This window comes from Burkholderia sp. MS455 (genome assembly GCF_016899445.1).
Lineage (GTDB): Bacteria > Pseudomonadota > Gammaproteobacteria > Burkholderiales > Burkholderiaceae > Burkholderia > Burkholderia pyrrocinia_C.
The window spans coordinates 2,746,534-2,765,338 of record NZ_CP041779.1 but is presented as its reverse complement, the minus strand read 5'-3'; the positions used below and the strand labels follow the sequence as shown (position 1 = coordinate 2,765,338).

Sequence of the window (18,805 nt, the reverse complement as noted above, 5' to 3'; positions counted from 1 at the left end):
GGAGGCGAGATGCCGGACTTCACAGAGGTGGGATTCCTGGGGGATGAGCTGACGCAGTTCAGGGCGAACGTCAGGACCGCGCATGCGGCCGGCTTTCACTACATGGAACAGGCCAACGCGCTGGCGATGCGCATCATATGGACGCTGCCACTCGCAGATTTGGATGAGGCTATGGCCCACGCGATCATGTGCTATGCCCGCGCAGTTCAGAACTTCCAAGGCGTCATCCTCATGTCCGAACGCGGCGCAGTCACGGAGGCTCGTATCCTGCTGAGGTCACTGGCGGAAACGTTGTTCTTAGCCCTTGGCCTGTTCGAGAAGCCCGACATGCTTGAGCGACTTCGGGAGGACCACGCAGCTCATTGTAAGGGCGTCGCGAACGCGGTTATCCAGATGAACATCGCGGGCCGAACCGGCGCGGACCTATCCCGCTTCGAGCAAACGGTAGCTGAAGTTACGGCCGAGTATGGCGAAAGGCCACGGTCCATTAAGTGGTCGGCACTGGCGTATGAGGTCGGCGTCGGTACCATCCACGAAGCCGCCTATCGGTTCACGTCCGGGGACGCCGCTCATGCAACGCTGGAGGCCCTGAATCGGCACGTACAGGCCAAAGATGGTGGAGACATGCACCAGTTCATCTTCAACCCCACGGATGAGGGCTTAGGTGAGACTTTCCGCGCGGGACTGGCTTCGATGGTGAAGCTCATGGAGCTAGCAGTGGCCAAGCTGGGGGCGGGGCAGTTTGAGGAAGACCTCCAGAACCTCATTCTCGAACTGCGCGTGTATTGCGAGGCAATCTGACGCGAAGGGCCAAAGAAAAAGCCCCGGTCATCGCTGACACGGGGCTCTTGTTTGGCACACCTTTTGGCACATTTTGTGGCACATCAGGTGTCTAATGCTTCAGCCGTCTGCTACCTTCTTAGGGAAGGCATCGCGCAAGCTCTTGATTCTCTTGCGCTTTTTAACTGGTGCCCAGGGCCGGAATCGAACCGGCACGCCTTGCGGCGGGGGATTTTGAGTCCCCTGCGTCTACCAATTTCACCACCTGGGCTTGTTCCTGGCCGCGCACGCGATTGTGTGCGGAGAAACGCGGATTATGGCGGAAATCCGGATGCCGGGCAAGCTACCCGGTTGCCGACGCGCGAGTTACTGGCTCAGGTAGACGAACCGGCCCTGCTTCACGATCCCCATCACGCTCGCGCGCTGGTCGAGTCCGACATGATCCTTGTCGCTGGTGTTGACGACCCCGTTCGGCACGACGAGCTCGTGCGCGCGTTCGAGTTCGCGGCGCAGCGCCGCGCGGAACGCCGGCGTGCCGGGCTGCGCGGTCTTCAGTGCGCGGCCGACCGCGTCGGCGAGGCGCGGGTAGACGCCAGCCGCGTCGCCCGCGAACTGCGTGACCGTGCCTGCGCCGTACTTCGCCTCGTACGCGTCGACGAACGCGAGCGCGGCCTTGCGCGCCGGATGGTCGGCCGGCAGCGTGCGTGCGACGACGACCGGCTGGGTCGGGAACAGCGTTCCGTCGACGTCCTTGCCGCCGAGCTTGATGAATTCCGGCGTCGCGATCCCGTGGGTCTGATAGATCGCGCCCTTGTAGCCGCGCTCGATCAGCGTGCGCTGCGGCAGCACGGCCGGCGTGCCTGAGCCCGCGATCAGGATCGCGTCGGGTTTCGCCGCGATCAGCTTCAGCGCCTGGCCCGTGACGCTCGCATCGGTGCGGTTGAAGCGCTCGGTCGCGACGACGCGGATCTTGCGCAGGTCGGCGAAGCGCGTGAACTCGTTCAGCCAGCTGTCGCCGTAGCTGTCCGCGAAGCCGATGAAGCCGACCGTCTTCACGCCGCGGTTCGACATGGCGCGCGTCATCACGTCGGCCATCGCGCGGTCGCTCTGCGCCATCTTGAACGCCCAGGTCCGCGCGCCTTCCTGCGGCTCGACGATCGCGCCGGAGCCGACCAGCGTGATCATCGGCGTCTGCGCGGCGGCCACCGCGTCGAGCGCCGCGAGCGCGGCCGGCGTGATGTTCGGCCCGATCACGACGTCGACGTGATCCTCGTCGACCAGCTTGCGGATGTTGCGCACCGCGGTGCCAGGGTCGGATGCGTCGTCGAGCACCGTTACCTGCACCGGCTGCCCGGCGATCGTCTTCGGCCACATCAGGATCGCGTTCTTGCTCGTGATGCCGATCGCGGCGGCGGGGCCGGTCGACGACAGGTCGACGCCGACCTTCAGGTCGGCCTGCGCGGCCGCGCAGGCCAGCACGAGGGCGGCGCCGGCGGCGCGGCGCAGCAGGGCGGGAAGCGTCATGCGGGAATCTCCGTCGGGCAGCAAAAAGGGGCGCGATATGCGCCCCTGTATTTATACACGCCGATTTCAGGAAAACGCCGGGCCGCCCCAAGTTTTCCGCCCCGAAGGAAGTCCCCTAGGGGGATGACCGCCTTGGGGGGCCTGGCGCGAAGCGACAGGTCCGGGGGGCGCTTACAGTTCGTACGATTCGGATTCGCCCTTGAGCGCCTGCTCGATCAGCTTGCGGTTCAGCGTCGGCGACAGCAGTTCGACGAGCGTATACACATAGCTGCGCAGGTAGGCGCCCTGCTTGAGCGCGACGCGCGTCACGTTGCTGCCGAACAGGTGGCCGACCGGGATCAGGCGCAGGTTGCGGTCGCGCTCGGGATTGAACGCGATGTCGGCCATGATGCCGACGCCGAGGCCGAGTTCGACGTAGGTCTTGATCACGTCGGCGTCGATCGCCTCGAGAACGATGTCCGGCGACAGCCCGCGCAGCGCGAACGCCTGGTTGATCTTCTTGCGGCCCGCGAACGCGTCGTCGTACGTGATCAGCGGATATTGCGCGAGATCGTCGAGCGACGGCGGCTTGCGTTCGAGCAGCGGGTGATCAGCCGGCACGACGGCCGCGTGGTGCCACTGGAAGCAGGGCAGCGACACGAGTTCCTTGTAGTCGGAGATTGCCTCGGTCGCGATCGCGAGATCGGCCTGGTCGTGGATCACCATCTCGGCCACCTGCGTCGGGCTGCCCTGCAGGATCGACAGGTGCACCTTCGGGAAGCGCTTCTTGAATTCGGCGATCGCGGCCGGCAGCGAGTAGCGGGCCTGCGTGTGGGTGGCTGCGATGGTCAGGTTGCCCTGGTCCTGCGCGGCGTAATCCTTCCCGACCCTTTTAAGGCTTTCAACCTCCTGCAGGATCCGCTCGACCGATGCGAGGATGATCCTGCCCGGCTCGGTGAGCGAGCGCACGCGCTTGCCGTGCCGCGTGAAGATCTCCACGCCCAGCTCGTCCTCGAGCTCGATGATCGCCTTCGACACCCCCGGCTGCGACGTGTAGAGCGCCTTGGCGGCCTCGGTGAGGTTGAAATTCTGCCGGACGGCCTCGCGCACGAAGCGAAATTGGTGCAGGTTCATTTATAACCCTTCCGCATATCAACAGAATTTTTTAGTCGTTTGAAATATAAGGCGAGTTTATTACGATTCACCGGAGTTTTTCAAATATGGATATCTGTTTTCGTCATTAGCAATCCAGCCGGGCAGCGGAAGGCCGGCGAGGGCGGCGGAACGGAGATTCGGGCGCGACGTGGCTAGGACGTCGCGCGGTCACCACGAAAACCCCTGGGGTCCCCGAATGTATCAGTACGACCAATACGACCAGACGATCGTTGACGAGCGTGTCGCGCAGTACCGCGATCAGGTGCGCCGCCGCTTGTCGGGCGAGTTGAGCGAAGACGAATTCCGTCCGCTGCGTCTGCAGAACGGCCTGTACATGCAGCGCCACGCGTACATGCACCGCATCGCGATTCCGTACGGCAACCTGCGCAGCGACCAGCTCAGGATGCTGGCGCGCATTGCCCGCGAACACGATCGCGGCTACGGCCACTTCTCGACCCGTTCGAACATCCAGTTCAACTGGATCCAGCTCGAAGACACGCCCGAGATCCTCGCGAAGCTCGCGTCGGTGCAGATGCACGGCATCCAGACCTCGGGCAACTGTATCCGCAACATCACGGCGGACCAGTTCGCGGGCGTCGCCCAGGACGAGGAGATCGATCCGCGTCCGTGGTCGGAAATCCTGCGCCAGTGGTCGACGTTCCATCCCGAATTCGCGTGGCTGCCGCGCAAGTTCAAGATCGCGGTGTCGGGCTCGAAACACGACCGCGCGGCCGTGCAGATCCACGATCTCGGCGTGTACCTGAAGAAGAACGCGCAGGGCGAGGTGGTCGCGAGCATCCTCGCGGGCGGCGGCCTCGGCCGTACGCCGATCATCGGCGCGGTGATCAAGGAAGACCTGCCGTGGCAGCACCTGCTCACCTACTGCGAAGCCGTGCTGCGCGTGTATAACCGCTTCGGCCGCCGCGACAACCTGTACAAGGCGCGCATCAAGATTCTCGTGAAGGCGCTGTCGCCCGCGAAGTTCGCGCAGCAGGTCGAGGAAGAGTGGCAGCACCTGAAGGACGGCCCGTCGACGCTCACGCAGGCGGAAGTCGACCGCGTGTCGCAGTATTTCAAGCCGCCCGTCTACGAGAAGCTGGCCGACACCGACGCATCGTTCGAACAGCACCTGCTCGAGAACAAGGCGTTCGCGCGCTGGGTCGAGCGCAACGTCGCGCCGCACAAGGTGTCCGGCTACGCGGCCGTCACGCTGTCGCTGAAGGATCACCGCGTGGCGCCGGGCGACGCGACCGACCAGCAGATGGAACTGGTCGCCGACTGGGCCGACGCATACTCGTTCGGCGAGCTGCGCGTGTCGCACGAGCAGAACCTGATCCTCGCGAACGTGAAGAAGCGCGATCTGTTCGCGGTGTGGGAAAAGGCGAAGGCGGCCGGTTTCGCGACGCCGAACATCGGCCTGCTGACCGACATCATCGCGTGCCCGGGCGGCGATTTCTGCTCGCTCGCGAACGCGAAGTCGATCCCGATCGCGCTGGCGATCCAGCAGCGCTTCGACGATCTCGACTACGTGTACGACCTCGGCGACCTGTCGCTGAACATTTCCGGTTGCATGAATTCGTGCGGCCATCACCACGTCGGCAACATCGGCATCCTGGGCGTCGACAAGGACGGCGCCGAGTGGTACCAGGTGTCGCTCGGCGGCGAGCAGGGCACGGGCCGGAACGGCGCGCGCCTCGGCCGCGTGATCGGGCCGTCGTTCTCGGCGGAAGAAGTGCCGGGCGTGATCGCGAAGCTGATCGACACGTTCGTCGAAGCACGCATCGACGGCGAGCGTTTCGTCGACACGTACGACCGCATCGGCATCGCGCCGTTCAAGGAGCGCGTGTATGCGGCGCGCCAGGCAGTGAACGCGTAACCAACCGGGTAGAAGGAATTTGCAGATGGCTTCGATTATCAAGAACCGCGCAGTGATCGACGATGCATGGCAGGTCGTGCGCGCGGCGGAAGACGGTGCGCTGCCCGCGATCGACGCGTTGCCGGCCGGCAAGGTGCTGGTGCCGTTCGCGTTGTGGCAGGCCGAGCGCGCGGCGCTCGTCGCCGCGAAGACGAAAGACGAACTCGGCGTGTGGCTCGCGCCGGACAGCGAGCCGGCCGATCTCGCGGCCGATTTCGGCGCGATTTCGCTGATTGCCGTCGACTTCCCGCGCTTCGCGGACGGCCGCGGCTACAGCATCGCGCGCCTGCTGCGCGAGCGTCACGGCTGGACGGGCGAGCTGCGCGCGATCGGCGACGTGCTGCGCGACCAGTTGCTGTACATGTCGCGTTGCGGCTTCGACGCATTCGCGGTGCGTGCCGACAGGGACATCCACGACGCGCTGAATGCGTTCACGGAATTCACGCAGCGCTACCAGGGCGCGTTCGACGAGCCGGCGCCGCTGTTCCGCCGCCGCGCCGCCGCGGCCGACGCCAAGGTGGGCGCATGAGTACCGCTACCGCGCTGACGCCGGAACTCGCCGCGAAGGTCGAGCGCCTCGACGCGCTGCTCGCGCAGATCGGCGCACGTCACGAGAAGGTGAAGTTCGCGAGCAGCCTCGCCGCGGAAGACATGCTGCTCACGCACGCGATCCTGTCGAAGGGCGTGTCGATCGGCATCTTCTCGCTGAACACGGGCCGTCTGCACGCTGAAACGCTCGGCATGATCGACCGCGTGCGCGAGCGCTACGGCTACGAGATCGAGCAGTTCCACCCGCAGCAGGATGCGGTCGACCAGTACGTCGCCGAGCACGGCCTGAACGCGTTCTACGAGAGCGTCGAGCTGCGCAAGTCGTGCTGCCACATCCGCAAGGTCGAGCCGCTGAACCGCGCGCTGGCGGACGTCGGCGCGTGGGTCACGGGCCAGCGCCGCGAGCAGTCGGTCACGCGTGCGGAGCTGCACGAGGAAGAACAGGACGAAGCGCGCGGGATCGCGAAGTACAACCCGCTCGCCGACTGGACGGAAGCCGACGTGTGGGCGTACCTTGGCGCGTTCGACGTGCCGGTCAACCCGCTGCATGCGCGCGGTTACCCGAGCATCGGCTGCGAGCCGTGTACGCGCGCGATCCGCCCCGGCGAGGACAGCCGCGCGGGCCGCTGGTGGTGGGAATCGCGCGACACGAAGGAATGCGGGCTGCACATCACGATCACGCCGATTCCCGCGACCGCCGAAGCAGGCGCCGCGCGCTGAAAGCCCGACAAGAAACTGAATATTGCGCCGCCTGCGACAGCGGGCGGCACGAACCCAGAAGAGAAGGACTGAAATCATGAGCACGACGCTCGAGCAATCCGCCTTTGCCCCGGCCACCGGCGGCGACAGCCGCATGGGCCACCTCGACTGGCTCGAAGCCGAGTCGATCCACATCCTGCGCGAACTGGTCGCCGAATGCAGCAAGCCGGCGCTGTTGTTCTCGGGCGGCAAGGATTCGGTCGTCGTGCTGCATCTGGCACTGAAGGCGTTTGGTCTCGGCGCGAACCGCAAGACGACGCTGCCGTTCCCGCTCGTGCACATCGACACGGGCCACAACTACGACGAAGTGATCGATTTCCGCGACCGCCGCGCGCAGGAGCTCGGCGCCGAGCTGATCGTCGGCCACGTCGAGGATTCGATCAAGCGCGGCACGGTCGTGCTGCGCCGCGAAACCGATTCGCGCAACGCCGCGCAGGCCGTCACGCTGCTCGAGACGATCGAGCAGCACGGCTACACCGCGCTGATCGGCGGCGCGCGCCGCGACGAAGAGAAGGCGCGGGCGAAGGAGCGCATCTTCTCGTTCCGCGACGAATTCGGCCAGTGGGACCCGAAGGCACAGCGCCCTGAGCTGTGGAGCCTCTTCAACGCACGGCTGCATAAAGGCGAACACCTGCGCGTGTTCCCGATCTCGAACTGGACCGAGCTCGACGTGTGGCAGTACATCGCGCGCGAGAACCTCGAGCTGCCGTCGATCTATTACGCGCATCAGCGCGAGATCGTGCGCCGCAACGGCCTGCTCGTGCCCGTCACGCCGCTTACGCCGATGCGCGACGGCGAGACGAGCGAAGTCGCCCAGGTGCGCTTTCGCACGGTCGGCGACATCAGCTGCACGTGCCCGGTCGAGAGCGACGCGGACGACGTCGAGAAGATCATCGCCGAGACGGCGGTGACCGAGATCACCGAGCGCGGTGCGACGCGGATGGACGACCAGACCTCCGAAGCCGCGATGGAACAGCGCAAGAAGCAAGGTTATTTCTGAAGCACACGAGGACATTCACATCATGAGCATCATCGAAAATCACGAAGACCTCGGCGTGCTGCGCTTCATCACCGCGGGCAGCGTCGACGACGGCAAGAGCACGCTGATCGGCCGCCTGCTGTACGACAGCAAGGCCGTGCTGTCGGACCAGCTGTCCGCGCTGTCGCGGGCGAAGAACAAGCGCACGGTCGGCGACGAGCTCGACCTCGCGCTGCTGACCGACGGCCTGGAAGCCGAGCGCGAGCAGGGCATCACGATCGACGTCGCATACCGCTACTTCGCGACCGCGAAGCGCAAGTTCATCATCGCCGATACGCCGGGCCACGAGCAGTACACGCGCAACATGGTGACCGGCGCGTCGACCGCGCACGCGGCGATCATCCTGATCGACGCGACGCGCGTGACGGTCGAGAACGGCGTTGCCGAACTGCTGCCGCAAACGAAACGCCACAGCGCGATCGTCAAGCTGCTCGCGCTGCAGCACGTGATCGTCGCGATCAACAAGATGGACCTCGTCGACTACAGCGAGGCGCGCTTCAACGAGATCCGCGACGCGTACGTTTCGCTCGCGAAGCAGCTCGGCCTCGACGACGTGCGCTTCGTGCCGGTGTCGGCGCTGAAGGGCGACAACATCGTCGGCGCGAGCGAGCGCATGCCGTGGTACGCGGGCGAGCCGCTGCTCGACGTGCTCGAGGCGCTGCCGGTCGAGACGCAGGCGCATGACGCGCTGCGCTTCCCGGTGCAGTGGGTCGCGCGCCAGGACGGCAGCTCGGCCGACGATTTCCGCGGCTACATGGGCCGCATCGAGTCGGGTGAAGTGAAGGTCGGCGACGAGATCGTCGTGCTGCCGTCGAACCGTACCGCGACGGTGGCCGAGATCGTCGCGCCGGTGCCGGGCGGCACCGCGTCCGTCGCGCAAGCGTTCGCGGGCCAGACGGTGACGATCCGTCTCGAACAGGATGTCGACGTGTCGCGCGGCGACATGTTCGTCACGACCGTCGAGCCGGTCGAGCCGGCCAAGAAGCTCGAGGCCGACCTGTGCTGGTTCGACGAAGCGCCGCTGTCGCCGCAGCGCAAGTACCTGCTGAAGCAGACCACGAGCACGGTGTTCGCGAAGATCGGCGCGGTCAAGCAGGTGCTCGACGTGCATACGCTGTCGCACGCGACCGACCGTCACGAACTGAAGATGAACGACATCGGCCGCGTCGCGCTGACGCTGCAGAAGCCGATCGTCTGCGACACCTACGACGCGCATCCGGGCACGGGCGCGTTCGTGCTGATCGACGAGGCGACGCACCACACGGTCGCCGCAGGCATGATCCGGGCGTTCTCGGCGTAACCACCGGCAAACCGCGCCGCCATGCGGCGGCGCGAGCCGGACGCCGCCGTCCGCAGGACAAGCGAAGCGACCAACATGGGCAAGGTATATCTGATCGGAGCAGGGCCGGGCGCAGCGGACCTCATCACGGTGCGCGGCGCGCGGCTGCTGGCGCAGGCCGACGTCGTGCTGCACGACGCGCTGGTCGAGCCCGCGATGCTCGACTACGCGCCGAACGCGCGCAGGATCGCGGTCGGCAAGCGCTGCGGGCAGCGCTCGACCGCGCAGCACTTCATCAACAAGCAGATCGTCGATGCGGCGCGCGAGCATGCGTGCGTCGTGCGGCTGAAGGGCGGCGACCCGATGCTGTTCGGTCGCGCCGAAGAGGAAATGCGCGCGCTCGATGAGGCCGGCATCGACTACGAGGTCGTGCCGGGCATCACCGCGGCGCTGGCCGGCGCGGCGACGCTGAAGCGTTCGCTGACGCTGCGCGGCGTGTCGCGCAGCGTCGCGTTCGCGACGCACAGCCGTGCGCCGGGCAGCGACGAGATCCGCGAAGCCGCGCGCGCCGATTCGATCGTCTACTACATGGGCCGCGACAGCGCCCCCGGCATCGCGCAGGAGCTGATCGATGCCGGCCGTGCGCCGGCGACGCCCGTGGCGATCGTCGAGGCATGCAGCACCGCGCGCGAGCGCTCGCTGACGCTGACGCTCGCGCAGATGGCGGCGGGCGACGCGCAGGCGTGGCTCGATCCCGCGGAACCGAGCCTGCTGATGATCGGCGACGCGTTCGCCGAGCGCGCACGGCACGCGAAAACGGGCGATCCGCTGCGGGATGCGGCTTGAGCGGAATCCGGCCGCAGTCCGAAACGAAAAAAGCGCTGGCGGAAGCCAGCGCTTTTTTATTTGGAGCCGCCGTTGCGCCTACGCGTCGTCGCCGATCCGGTCGATGCAATAGCGTGCGATCGCATCGAGCACGCCGTCGTCTTCGCCGACAGCCGTCGCGCAGCGGATCTCGACGCCCGGATGCGCGGCGCGGCATGCATCGACGAGCTGCGGCAGGTCGCGGCGGACATGGCCGCCCTGGCCGAAGAACACGGGTACCACGGTGATGCGCGTGCAGCCGGCGGCAACTTGCGCGGCCACGGCCTCACCGAGCGACGGCGTCATCAGTTCGAGGAATGCGAGCGACACGTGCGACGCCGGGGAGCCGGCGCCGCGCAGCCGCGCGGCGAGCCGCTCGAACGGCTCGGCCCAGCGCGGATCGCGGGCGCCGTGGCCGAACAGGACGATGCCGTGCGAGCTCATGTCGAAGTCTCCGTCGTGATGCGGCGCTCAGTGCCGGTCGACCCACTTTAGCGCGAACAGGCCGAGCGCGAGATAGATCAGGCCCGGCGTCGCGGCGGTGAGCGGTGCGGGCCACGTGTTCAGCGTGCCGATGTGCGAGAACAGCGTATTGAGCAGCTGGAAGCTCATGCCGAGCATGATGCCGCCGAACACCTTCACGCCGACCACGCCGGCGCGTGTGTGCAAATACGCGAACGGCAGCGACAGCACGAGCATCACGAACACCGCGAACGGATACAGCAGCTTGCGCCACAGCGCGATGTCGTAGCGCTGCGTGTCCTGCTGGTTTTCGCGCAAGTGCTGGATGTAGCGGAACAGGTTGATGATCGACATGCGCTCCGGCGACACGAGCAGCACCGACAGGATCTGCGGCGTCAGGTCCGAACGCAGCCGGTATTCGGGCAGCGATACCTGCTGCGACCGGTAGACGGGGTTCAGCGCGTCGGCCGGCTGGCCGCTGATCGGCTTGATCGGCGTGAGCTCCGTTTCGGTGACACCCGTCAGCAGCCAGTGGCCGGGCGGCTCGTAGCGGCCCGTCTGCGCGATCCGCACGTTCTGCAGCTGGAATTTCGAGTCGAACTCGTAGATGCGCACGTTGCTGATCGTCGAGTCGGGCGACAGGCTGCCGACGTTGACGAAGCGCGTGACCTGTTCGCCGTTTTCGCGGGCCGCGAGCGTGTCCTTCACCCACACGCCCGACTGGAAGTTCGACGACACCGACGCGCCGAGCGCCTGCAGCCGCACGCGTTCGGACAACTGGTCGGCGTACGGGCCGACGAATTCGCCGATCAGGTAGGTGACGATCACGAGCGGCACGCCGATCTTCAGCAGCGAGCGCAGCGCCTGGTTGGTCGCGAGGCCCGATACGCGGAAGATCGTGAATTCCGAATTCGCGGCCATCTGCGCGAACACGTAGATCGCGCTGATCAGCGCGGCGACCGGGATGATCTCGTAGAAGCGCGACGGCGTCTGCAGCGCGACGCGCATCACCGCGTAGCCGAACTTGTAGTTGCCGTGTCCGACCGAATTCAGTTCGCTGATCAGGTCGAAGAAGAAGAACAGGCCCGAGAACGCGAACAGGATGAAGATGAACGTGACGTAGATCTGTCGCGCGAAGTACTTTTCATAGAGCCGCATCGATCATGCTCCCGAGCGGCCGAACAGCGCGCGTGTAAACAGCGGACGATTGCGCACGCGCAACCAGAAGATGACGGCGACGATCGCCGCGACGAGCGCGTGCAGGCCGACGAGGCCGACGCCGAACGACATCTTGCCCTGCTCGATCTGCGCCTGCACGACGTTCAGCAGGTTCGAGTAGGTGAGGTAGATCAGCACGGCCATCACGAGGTTGATCGTGCGGCTGCGGCGCGGGTTCTGGTACGCGAGCGGGATGCCGAGCACCATCAGGTTGAGCGCGATCAGCGGCAGCCCCGCGCGCCACGCGAATTCCGCGAGGTTGTCGCGCGTCGGGTTGCGCAGCAGCTCGGGCGTCGGCGTGCTGTTGGTGGTCTGCACGTTCACGACCGGCTTGCTGGTGATCTTCACGCCGTAGCGCTCGAACTCCATGATCTTGAAGTTCGGCTGGCCGGGCGTGCCGTCGTAGCGGCGGCCGTCTTCCAGGACGACGAAGCGGTCGCCGTCCTTCGACGTTTCCGTATGGCCCGTCTGCGACACGACGACGTTGACCTTGCCGTTCTCGGTCGACGTCACGAACACGTTCTGCACCTTGCTCTGGTCGGGCGTCATCTTCTCGATGAAGAACACGCGATGGTTCGAGGCCGACTCGCGGAACTGGCCCGGCGCGAGCAGCGAGATCTCGTCGCGCTGCTGGAAGCGTGCCTTGATCATCTTGCTCTGCTGGTTCGACCACGGCCAGCCGACGAACGCGAAGAACGCGATCAGCAGGATGATCGGCGTGGCGAACACGCCGATCGGCTTGATGAGGCGCGTGAGGCTCACGCCCGACGCGAGCCACACCACCATTTCGGAGTCCCGGTACCACCGGGTCAGCACGAACAGGATCGACACGAACAGCGTGACGACGAGCATCACGGCGAGATAGCCGATCACGGTCAGGCCGATCAGCACGAGCACGTCGCGCGGGTCGATTTCGCCGGACGCGGCGTAGCCGACGATGCGGATCATCATCGTCGTGAGCATGATCGTGAGCAGCACCATGAACACGGCGCCAGCCGTATACGCAAGCTCGCGCTGGAGGGAGCGTTCGAAGATCATTCTTGATGAGAAGAGGGCGGGAGGCTGCGCACGCGTGGTGGAGCGCTCGCGCCGCCACGGGAAAAATAGCGGATAATTGCGGCTTTCATCCTTAGCCCAGATTTTATCCGAGGACAAGCGCGATGGACTTTAGCATAAAAGGCTGTGATTGGAGCAAAGGCGAGGCCAAGGGGTTCCTGACCGGGAAGTCCGACTGCATCGTGCTCGGCATCTTCGAGGCGCAGACGCTTTCCGGCGCGGCGCTCGACATCGACACGGCCACCAAGGGGCTGATTTCGCGCGTGGTGAAGGCCGGCGACATGGACGGCAAGCGCGGCAAGACGCTGTTCCTGCACGAAGTGTCGGGCATCGGCGCGTCGCGCGTGCTGCTCGTCGGCCTCGGCAAGCAGGATGCTTTCAACCAGAAAGCCTATAACGACGCGGCCACGGCCGCCTGGCGCGCGCTGCTGGCGACCAAGGTCGTCCAGGTCACGTTCACGCTCGCACAACTGCCGGTCGACGAGCGCAGCTCCGACTGGGGCGTGCGCGCGGCGATCCTCGCGCTGCGCAACGAGACCTACCGCTTCACGCAGATGAAGAGCAAGCCGGAACCGGTGTCGCACACGCTCAAGCGCGTCGTGTTCAGCGTCGATCCGTCGGACGAAAAGGCTGCGAAGGTCGCGGTCAAGCAGGCCGTTGCGCTCGCGAACGGGATGGATCTCACCCGCGACCTCGGCAACCTGCCCGGCAACGTCTGCACGCCGACCTATCTCGGCAATACCGCGAAGAAGCTCGCGAAGGATTGGGGCCTGAAGGCCGAGGTGCTCGGGCTCAAGCAGATCCAGGCGCTGAAGATGGGCTCGTTCCTGTCGGTCGCACGCGCGTCGGTCGAACCGCCGCAGTTCATCGTGCTGCACTACCAGGGCGCCGCCGCGAAGGCCGCGCCGGTCGTGCTGGTCGGCAAGGGCATCACGTTCGACACGGGCGGCATCTCGCTGAAGCCGGGCGAGGGCATGGACGAGATGAAGTACGACATGTGCGGCGCCGGTTCCGTGCTCGGCACGATGCGCGCGGTTGCCGAGATGGGCCTGAAGATCAACGTCGTCGCGATCGTGCCGACCTGCGAGAACATGCCGGGCGGCAACGCGACGAAGCCGGGCGACATCGTCACGAGCATGAAGGGCCTGACGATCGAGGTGCTGAACACCGACGCCGAAGGCCGCCTGATCCTGTGCGACGCGCTCACGTATGCGGAGCGCTTCAAGCCGGCCGCGGTGATCGACGTGGCGACGCTGACGGGCGCGTGCATCATTGCGCTCGGCCATCACAACAGCGGCCTGTTCTCGAAGGACGACGCGCTCGCGGGCGAACTGCTCGACGCGTCGCGCGAGGCGGGCGACCCGGCATGGCGCCTGCCGCTCGACGACGAGTACCAGGATCAGTTGAAGTCGAACTTCGCGGATCTCGCGAACATCGGCGGACGTCCGGCCGGCAGCGTGACGGCCGCGTGCTTCCTGTCGCGCTTCACCGAGAGCTACCCGTGGGCCCACCTCGACATCGCGGGCACCGCGTGGAAGAGCGGCGCCGCGAAGGGGGCGACGGGCCGTCCGGTGCCGCTGCTCGCGCAGTTCCTGATCGACCGCGCCGGCCAGTGATGGCGGTGCTGACGACGATGCGGGTGCGCGGGCAATGACGCGGATCGATTTCCACTCGAACGTCGGCGATTCGCTCGCGTACGCGTGCCGGCTGCTGCGCAAGGCCTACCAGGCCGGGCAGCCGGTCGTCGTGCTCGCCGAGCCCGCGCGCCTGCGCGCGCTCGACGAGCGGCTCTGGACGTTCTCGCCGCTCGATTTCATTCCGCATTGCGGCGTCGACAGCGAGCACGCGGCCGGCACGCCGATCGTGCTGGCCGCCGATCTCGACAAGGCGCCGCATCATCACGTGCTGCTGAACCTCGGCGCGGCCGTGCCCGCGCAGTTCGCCCGCTTCGAGCGCCTGCTCGAAGTGGTCGGCAACGCGCCGGACGAACTGGCCGCGGGCCGCGACCGCTATCGCTTCTACCGCGATCGCGGATACGCGCTGAACAACTACAAGCAGGGCAGCTAGCCGCAACCGTCGACGGAGCGTTCCCGTGACACAAGCCGATTCATCCTCGATCCCGACGCTGACCGACGTGCTGGTGCCGGGCAAGCCGGTGCCGGCGCGCTCGCCCGCGCCCGACGCGCCGCAGCCGCACGCCGGCGCGGCGATTCCGGTGTTGACCGACGTGATCGCGCCGGCCGATTCCACGAAAACCGAGGCCGACCCCGAATTCGTCGTGATCGAACCCGTGCCGACGCTGCACGTGCCGGCGGTCGAGCTGCCGGGCGACGTCGCGACGGCTGCTGCGGCGGCAATGGGCGAGACCGATGCGCCGGCCGAACCGGGCGCCGCGGAGCACGTGGTCGCCGCGGACGCAGCGGTCATGAATGCGCCGCTCCGGTCGTCGCTGGCCGACGACGATGTGCCGCAGCATGCGTTCGCAGAGGTGGCGCGTGATGCGGTTGACCACGCGTCTGAAGCGGCCATGCCGGAGGTGGTCGTATCGGTCGCGGCGCCGCAGCCGGATGGGCAGGCAGCCGTCGGGCTGACGCCGGAAGATGCGCAGCATATCGCCGAGCGCCTGCGCAATCGGCTGACGAGCTATCTGACCGGAGCAGGGCGCGAGGCCATCGAGGCCCGCTGCCGCGACGCGCTGCACGAGCATTCGGCCTGGCTGGTCGGCCAGGTCACGCGCGAGGTGGCGCTGACGCTGGAAACCGAGGTCATGGACTGGGTCCGCGACGCGGTCGACGAAGAAATTGCACGTCGCCGCGCCGGTCATTCGGGCTGAACGCCCGGTCGTTCCGGCGACAGAAAAAAGGGGCGGTTCCAGTAAGTGCCGGCGAAGCTGCCGGCGACGGGCAAGCCCGCCTGTCGGCGGCGCCCGGCACAACGGTCATGCCCGCCGGGGCATCCGGTTCAGCGCAGCGACAGTACCCATTGCGCGAGTGCGTGGGCTTCGCCGCTCGTCAGTTGCGTATTGGCGGGCATCGGCACGCTGCCCCATACACCGACGCTGCCTTTCACGATCGATTGGCCAAGGTAATCGACGGCATCGCCGCGCGCCGCATACTTGCCGGCGATGTCGCGGAACGACGGGCCCATCAGCGGCTTGCCGACCGCGTGGCAGGCCATGCAGTTCTTGCGTTGCGCAAGCGCGAGCCCGTCGGCCTGTTCGGCGCGCGCCGCCGCTGCGCCGCCGGTCAGCAGCATCACGAGCAGCGCGCGCAATATCGTCTGTTTCATGCGGTTCTCCGCCGGCGGGGACGGCCGGCTTCATGGTCCGCGCATTATAAAAGCAAAGGGAACGCACGTTTTGCGCGTTCCCCCGGCGGCCATATCCATTGGGGGCGCATGCGGCGGCGATATCGCGTCAACCCGTGACGGCGCCCTGGTTCGCCGGCCGGGCGAGGGCCGCGAATTTCGCGAGCACGCCGCGCGTGTAGCGCGGCGCCGGCTGTTTCCACGCGGCGCGACGGCGCGCGAGCTCGGCATCGTCGACGTTCAGCTCCAGCAGCAGCTGGTGCGCGTCGATCGTGATCGAGTCGCCTTCCTGCACGAGCGCGATCGTGCCGCCGACGAACGCCTCGGGCGCGACGTGGCCGACCACCATGCCCCACGTGCCGCCCGAGAAGCGGCCGTCCGTGATGAAGCCGACCGATTCGCCGAGCCCCTTGCCGATGATCGCGGACGTCGGCGCGAGCATTTCCGGCATGCCGGGGCCGCCCTGCGGGCCAAGGTAGCGCAGCACGAGGATGTCGCCTGCGCGAATCCGGTCGCCGAGGATTGCATCCATCGCACTCTGCTCGTCGTCGAACACGCGGGCCGGGCCCGTGATCACCGGGTTCTTCAGGCCCGAGATCTTCGCAACCGCGCCGTCTTCCGCGAGATTGCCCTTCAGGATCGCCAGGTGGCCTTCCTTGTACAGCGCGCGGTCGATCGGGAAGATCACGTCCTGGTCCGCGCGCGGCACGCTCGGCACGTCCTTCAGTTCATCGGCGATCGTGCGGCCGGTGATCGTCATGCAGTCGCCGTGCAGCAGCCCCGCATCGAGCAGGATCTTCAGCACCTGCGGAATCCCGCCGGCCCGGTGCAGGTCGGTCGCGACGTACCGGCCCGACGGCTTCAGGTCGCAGATCACGGGCACGCGCTTGCGGATGCGCTCGAAGTCGTCGATTGTCCAGTCGACCTCGGCCGCATGCGCGATCGCGAGATAGTGCAGCACCGCATTGGTCGAGCCGCCGGTCGCCATGATCACCGACACCGCGTTCTCGATCGACGCCTTCGTGATGATGTCGCGCGGCTTCAGGTCGCGCTTCACGGCCTCGACGAGCACGCGCGCCGATTCGGCCGCCGAATCGACCTTCTCCTGGTCGGGGTTCGCCATCGTCGACGAGTACAGAAGCGACATCCCGAGCGCCTCGAACGACGAACTCATCGTGTTCGCGGTGTACATGCCGCCGCACGAACCCGACGTCGGGCACGCGTTCTGCTCGACGCCATCGAAATCCTCCTGCGACATCCGGCCCGCGGTGAATTCGCCGACGGCCTCGAACGACGACACGATCGTCAGGTCGCGGCCCTTCCAGTGGCCGGGGCGGATCGTGCCGCCGTACACGTAGATGCCGGGTACGTTCAGGCGAGCGAGCGCGATCATGCCGCCCGGCATGTTCTTGTCGCAGCCGCCGACGACGACCACGCCGTCCATCCATTGCCCTTGCACGCAGGTCTCGATGCAGTCGGCGATCACCTCGCGCGACACGAGCGAGTACTTCATGCCCTCGGTGCCCATCGACATGCCGTCCGAAATCGTCGGCGTGCCGAAGATCTGCGGGTTCGCGCCGGACGCCTTCACGGCCGCGACGGCCGCGTCCGACAGGCGCTGCAGGCCGGAATTGCACGGCGTGATCGTCGAATGGCCGTTCGCGATGCCGACCATCGGCTTGTCGAAATCGTCCTTCTGGTAGCCGAGTGCGTAATACATCGAGCGATTCGGCGAACGGGCCACGCCTTGCGTGATGTGCTTCGAGCGACGGTTGTACGGCATGGGGGACTCCATCGTTGTCTGGGCGACGCCCGTGAGCGGCGCGCCGGTTCGGATGAAACAAGAATGGAGTGTCCGGATTGGGATGTCCAATATATTATTTGTCGCCTATTAAGTCGTTTTGCGAATGAGTGACATATGGCCGATCCGACACCCGACCTGCGCCAGTGGCGCTATTTCATGGCCGTTGCCGACGAGCGCCATTTCGGCCGCGCGGCCGAACGCCTGTCGATGACGCAGCCGCCGCTGTCGCAGGCGATCCGGGCGCTCGAGGATGCGCTCGGCGTCGCGCTGTTCGTGCGCACCAAGCGCTCGGTGGCGTTGACGGCGGTCGGCGCGGCGCTGTTGCCCGACGTGCGCCGGCTGCTTGCGTCGGCCGATGCGCTGCCGCCGCTCGCGCGGCGGCTCGCACGCGGCGAGGCCGGCTCGCTGTCGCTTGCGTTCGTGTCGACCGCCGATTACGGGCTGCTGCCGTCGCTGTTGCGCGCGTTCGGCGCGCGCTATCCGCAGGTGCGCCTGCAGCTCGCGGAGGCGACGAGCGACGTGCAGATCGACGAGCTCGTCGCCGGCCGCATCGACGCAGGGCTCGTCATTCCGCCCGTGCCGCCGCGTCACGCGGCCGGGCTGTCGTACCTGCCCGTCGTGCGCGAGCCGCTGGTGGTCGCGATGCCGGCCGCAGCATCCGACGCACCCGAGGACGAACCCGTGCATCTCGCCGATGTCGCCGCATTGCCGCTCGTGATCTTTCCGCGTCGTTTGGCGCCCGGCTTTTATGACATCATTACGGGCTGCTACGGCGCGGCGGGGGAAACTCCGCGCATCGGCCAGGAGGCGATCCAGATGCAGACGATCGTCAGCCTCGTGTCGGCCGGCATGGGCGTCGCACTGGTGCCGCAATCGCTGCGTAACCTGCGGCGCACCGGCGTGGTCTACCGGCCGCTCGCCGGTCACGCACCGGTCGTCGAGACAGGCCTCGTGTGGCGCACGGGCGACGTGAGTCCCGTGCTCGCCGGCTTCATCGACGTCGTGCGCGCGCAGGGCCTCGCCGCGTGACGTGAACGATGGAGCGCCGGTGCCGTCCAACGCGCGGTGCTGCGCGTTCGCGATGGCCGTACCGCATTCGAAAACTTCTTCGCTAAC

General features: G+C 66.7%; 18 protein-coding genes and 1 tRNA gene. 11 read left to right on the top strand and 8 right to left on the bottom strand.

Annotation, left to right across the window (positions count from 1 at the left end):
- Positions 1–9 precede the first annotated feature (9 nt).
- Positions 10–801, top strand: a complete 792-nt coding sequence (locus tag FPJ27_RS31845) for a DUF5677 domain-containing protein (protein WP_204424189.1) — start codon at positions 10–12, stop codon at positions 799–801.
- 165 nt (positions 802–966) lie between these two features.
- On the opposite strand, the gene FPJ27_RS31840 is transcribed toward FPJ27_RS31845, so the two are convergent.
- The 3 genes from FPJ27_RS31840 to FPJ27_RS31830 all read right to left on the bottom strand — a co-directional run bounded on the left by FPJ27_RS31840 (position 967) and on the right by FPJ27_RS31830 (position 3,417).
- Positions 967–1,051, bottom strand: a tRNA-Leu gene (locus tag FPJ27_RS31840).
- A gap of 95 nt (positions 1,052–1,146) precedes the next feature.
- Positions 1,147–2,304, bottom strand: a complete 1,158-nt coding sequence (locus tag FPJ27_RS31835; RefSeq protein WP_204424186.1) for an ABC transporter substrate-binding protein — start codon at positions 2,302–2,304, stop codon at positions 1,147–1,149.
- A gap of 171 nt (positions 2,305–2,475) precedes the next feature.
- Positions 2,476–3,417, bottom strand: coding sequence for a CysB family HTH-type transcriptional regulator (locus FPJ27_RS31830; RefSeq protein ID WP_034178788.1), 942 nt, complete (start codon positions 3,415–3,417; stop codon positions 2,476–2,478).
- A 217-nt stretch (positions 3,418–3,634) separates the two neighbouring features.
- On the opposite strand from FPJ27_RS31830, the gene FPJ27_RS31825 reads away from it, so the two are divergent.
- The 6 genes from FPJ27_RS31825 (at position 3,635) to cobA (ending at position 9,825) form a co-directional block, all read left to right on the top strand.
- Positions 3,635–5,314 (top strand): nitrite/sulfite reductase, encoded by a 1,680-nt coding sequence (locus FPJ27_RS31825; protein WP_175964193.1) that lies wholly within the window; start codon positions 3,635–3,637, stop codon positions 5,312–5,314.
- Positions 5,315–5,339: 25 nt separating this feature from the next.
- Positions 5,340–5,882 carry a DUF934 domain-containing protein gene (locus FPJ27_RS31820; RefSeq protein ID WP_204424184.1) on the top strand — a complete coding sequence of 181 codons (543 nt, stop codon included), beginning with the start codon at positions 5,340–5,342 and terminating at the stop codon, positions 5,880–5,882.
- Complete coding sequence (locus tag FPJ27_RS31815) at positions 5,879–6,622, top strand: phosphoadenylyl-sulfate reductase (protein ID WP_204424181.1); 744 nt, start codon at positions 5,879–5,881, stop codon at positions 6,620–6,622. The genes FPJ27_RS31820 and FPJ27_RS31815 overlap by 4 nt, the downstream gene beginning before the upstream one ends.
- 76 nt (positions 6,623–6,698) lie before the next feature.
- The gene (gene cysD, locus FPJ27_RS31810) at positions 6,699–7,661 is read left to right on the top strand and encodes a sulfate adenylyltransferase subunit CysD (RefSeq protein WP_072443575.1); all 963 of its coding nucleotides are present in this window, start codon (positions 6,699–6,701) and stop codon (positions 7,659–7,661) included.
- 22 nt (positions 7,662–7,683) lie between these two features.
- Positions 7,684–9,000, top strand: coding sequence for a sulfate adenylyltransferase subunit 1 (locus tag FPJ27_RS31805; RefSeq protein WP_204424179.1), 1,317 nt, complete (start codon positions 7,684–7,686; stop codon positions 8,998–9,000).
- Between the two features lie 75 nt (positions 9,001–9,075).
- On the top strand, positions 9,076–9,825 hold the full coding sequence (gene cobA / locus FPJ27_RS31800; RefSeq protein ID WP_175964196.1) for a uroporphyrinogen-III C-methyltransferase: 750 nt from the start codon (positions 9,076–9,078) through the stop codon (positions 9,823–9,825).
- Positions 9,826–9,903: 78 nt separating this feature from the next.
- On the opposite strand, the gene FPJ27_RS31795 is transcribed toward cobA, so the two are convergent.
- Genes FPJ27_RS31795 through lptF form a run of 3 tightly spaced genes read right to left on the bottom strand, consistent with a single transcriptional unit; the run spans position 9,904 to position 12,561 of the window.
- Positions 9,904–10,287: a CbiX/SirB N-terminal domain-containing protein gene (locus FPJ27_RS31795; RefSeq protein WP_072443569.1), complete on the bottom strand. Its 384-nt coding sequence runs from the start codon at positions 10,285–10,287 to the stop codon at positions 9,904–9,906.
- Between the two features lie 27 nt (positions 10,288–10,314).
- Positions 10,315–11,463: an LPS export ABC transporter permease LptG gene (lptG, locus tag FPJ27_RS31790; protein ID WP_175964197.1), complete on the bottom strand. Its 1,149-nt coding sequence runs from the start codon at positions 11,461–11,463 to the stop codon at positions 10,315–10,317.
- 3 nt (positions 11,464–11,466) lie between these two features.
- Positions 11,467–12,561: an LPS export ABC transporter permease LptF gene (gene lptF, locus FPJ27_RS31785; RefSeq protein ID WP_072443565.1), complete on the bottom strand. Its 1,095-nt coding sequence runs from the start codon at positions 12,559–12,561 to the stop codon at positions 11,467–11,469.
- Between the two features lie 122 nt (positions 12,562–12,683).
- Here lptF and FPJ27_RS31780 point away from each other — a divergent pair, with 122 nt between their 5' ends.
- From FPJ27_RS31780 to FPJ27_RS31770, 3 genes are read left to right on the top strand one after another with little or no spacing between them, the layout of a single operon-like run.
- On the top strand, positions 12,684–14,195 hold the full coding sequence (locus FPJ27_RS31780; protein ID WP_204424177.1) for a leucyl aminopeptidase: 1,512 nt from the start codon (positions 12,684–12,686) through the stop codon (positions 14,193–14,195).
- A gap of 34 nt (positions 14,196–14,229) precedes the next feature.
- Positions 14,230–14,646: a DNA polymerase III subunit chi gene (locus FPJ27_RS31775; protein ID WP_048250341.1), complete on the top strand. Its 417-nt coding sequence runs from the start codon at positions 14,230–14,232 to the stop codon at positions 14,644–14,646.
- 25 nt (positions 14,647–14,671) lie between these two features.
- Positions 14,672–15,412 carry a DUF2486 family protein gene (locus FPJ27_RS31770; protein WP_204424175.1) on the top strand — a complete coding sequence of 247 codons (741 nt, stop codon included), beginning with the start codon at positions 14,672–14,674 and terminating at the stop codon, positions 15,410–15,412.
- Positions 15,413–15,540: 128 nt separating this feature from the next.
- Here the strand turns inward: FPJ27_RS31770 and FPJ27_RS31765 are convergent, their stop codons facing one another.
- A complete protein-coding gene (locus tag FPJ27_RS31765; protein ID WP_204424173.1) occupies positions 15,541–15,867 on the bottom strand; it encodes a c-type cytochrome in 327 nt (108 codons plus the stop codon).
- Between the two features lie 127 nt (positions 15,868–15,994).
- Complete coding sequence (gene ilvD, locus FPJ27_RS31760) at positions 15,995–17,668, bottom strand: dihydroxy-acid dehydratase (RefSeq protein WP_204424171.1); 1,674 nt, start codon at positions 17,666–17,668, stop codon at positions 15,995–15,997.
- Positions 17,669–17,803: 135 nt separating this feature from the next.
- On the opposite strand from ilvD, the gene FPJ27_RS31755 reads away from it, so the two are divergent.
- Positions 17,804–18,718, top strand: coding sequence for a LysR substrate-binding domain-containing protein (locus FPJ27_RS31755; protein WP_204424168.1), 915 nt, complete (start codon positions 17,804–17,806; stop codon positions 18,716–18,718).
- Positions 18,719–18,805: the final 87 nt, after the last annotated feature.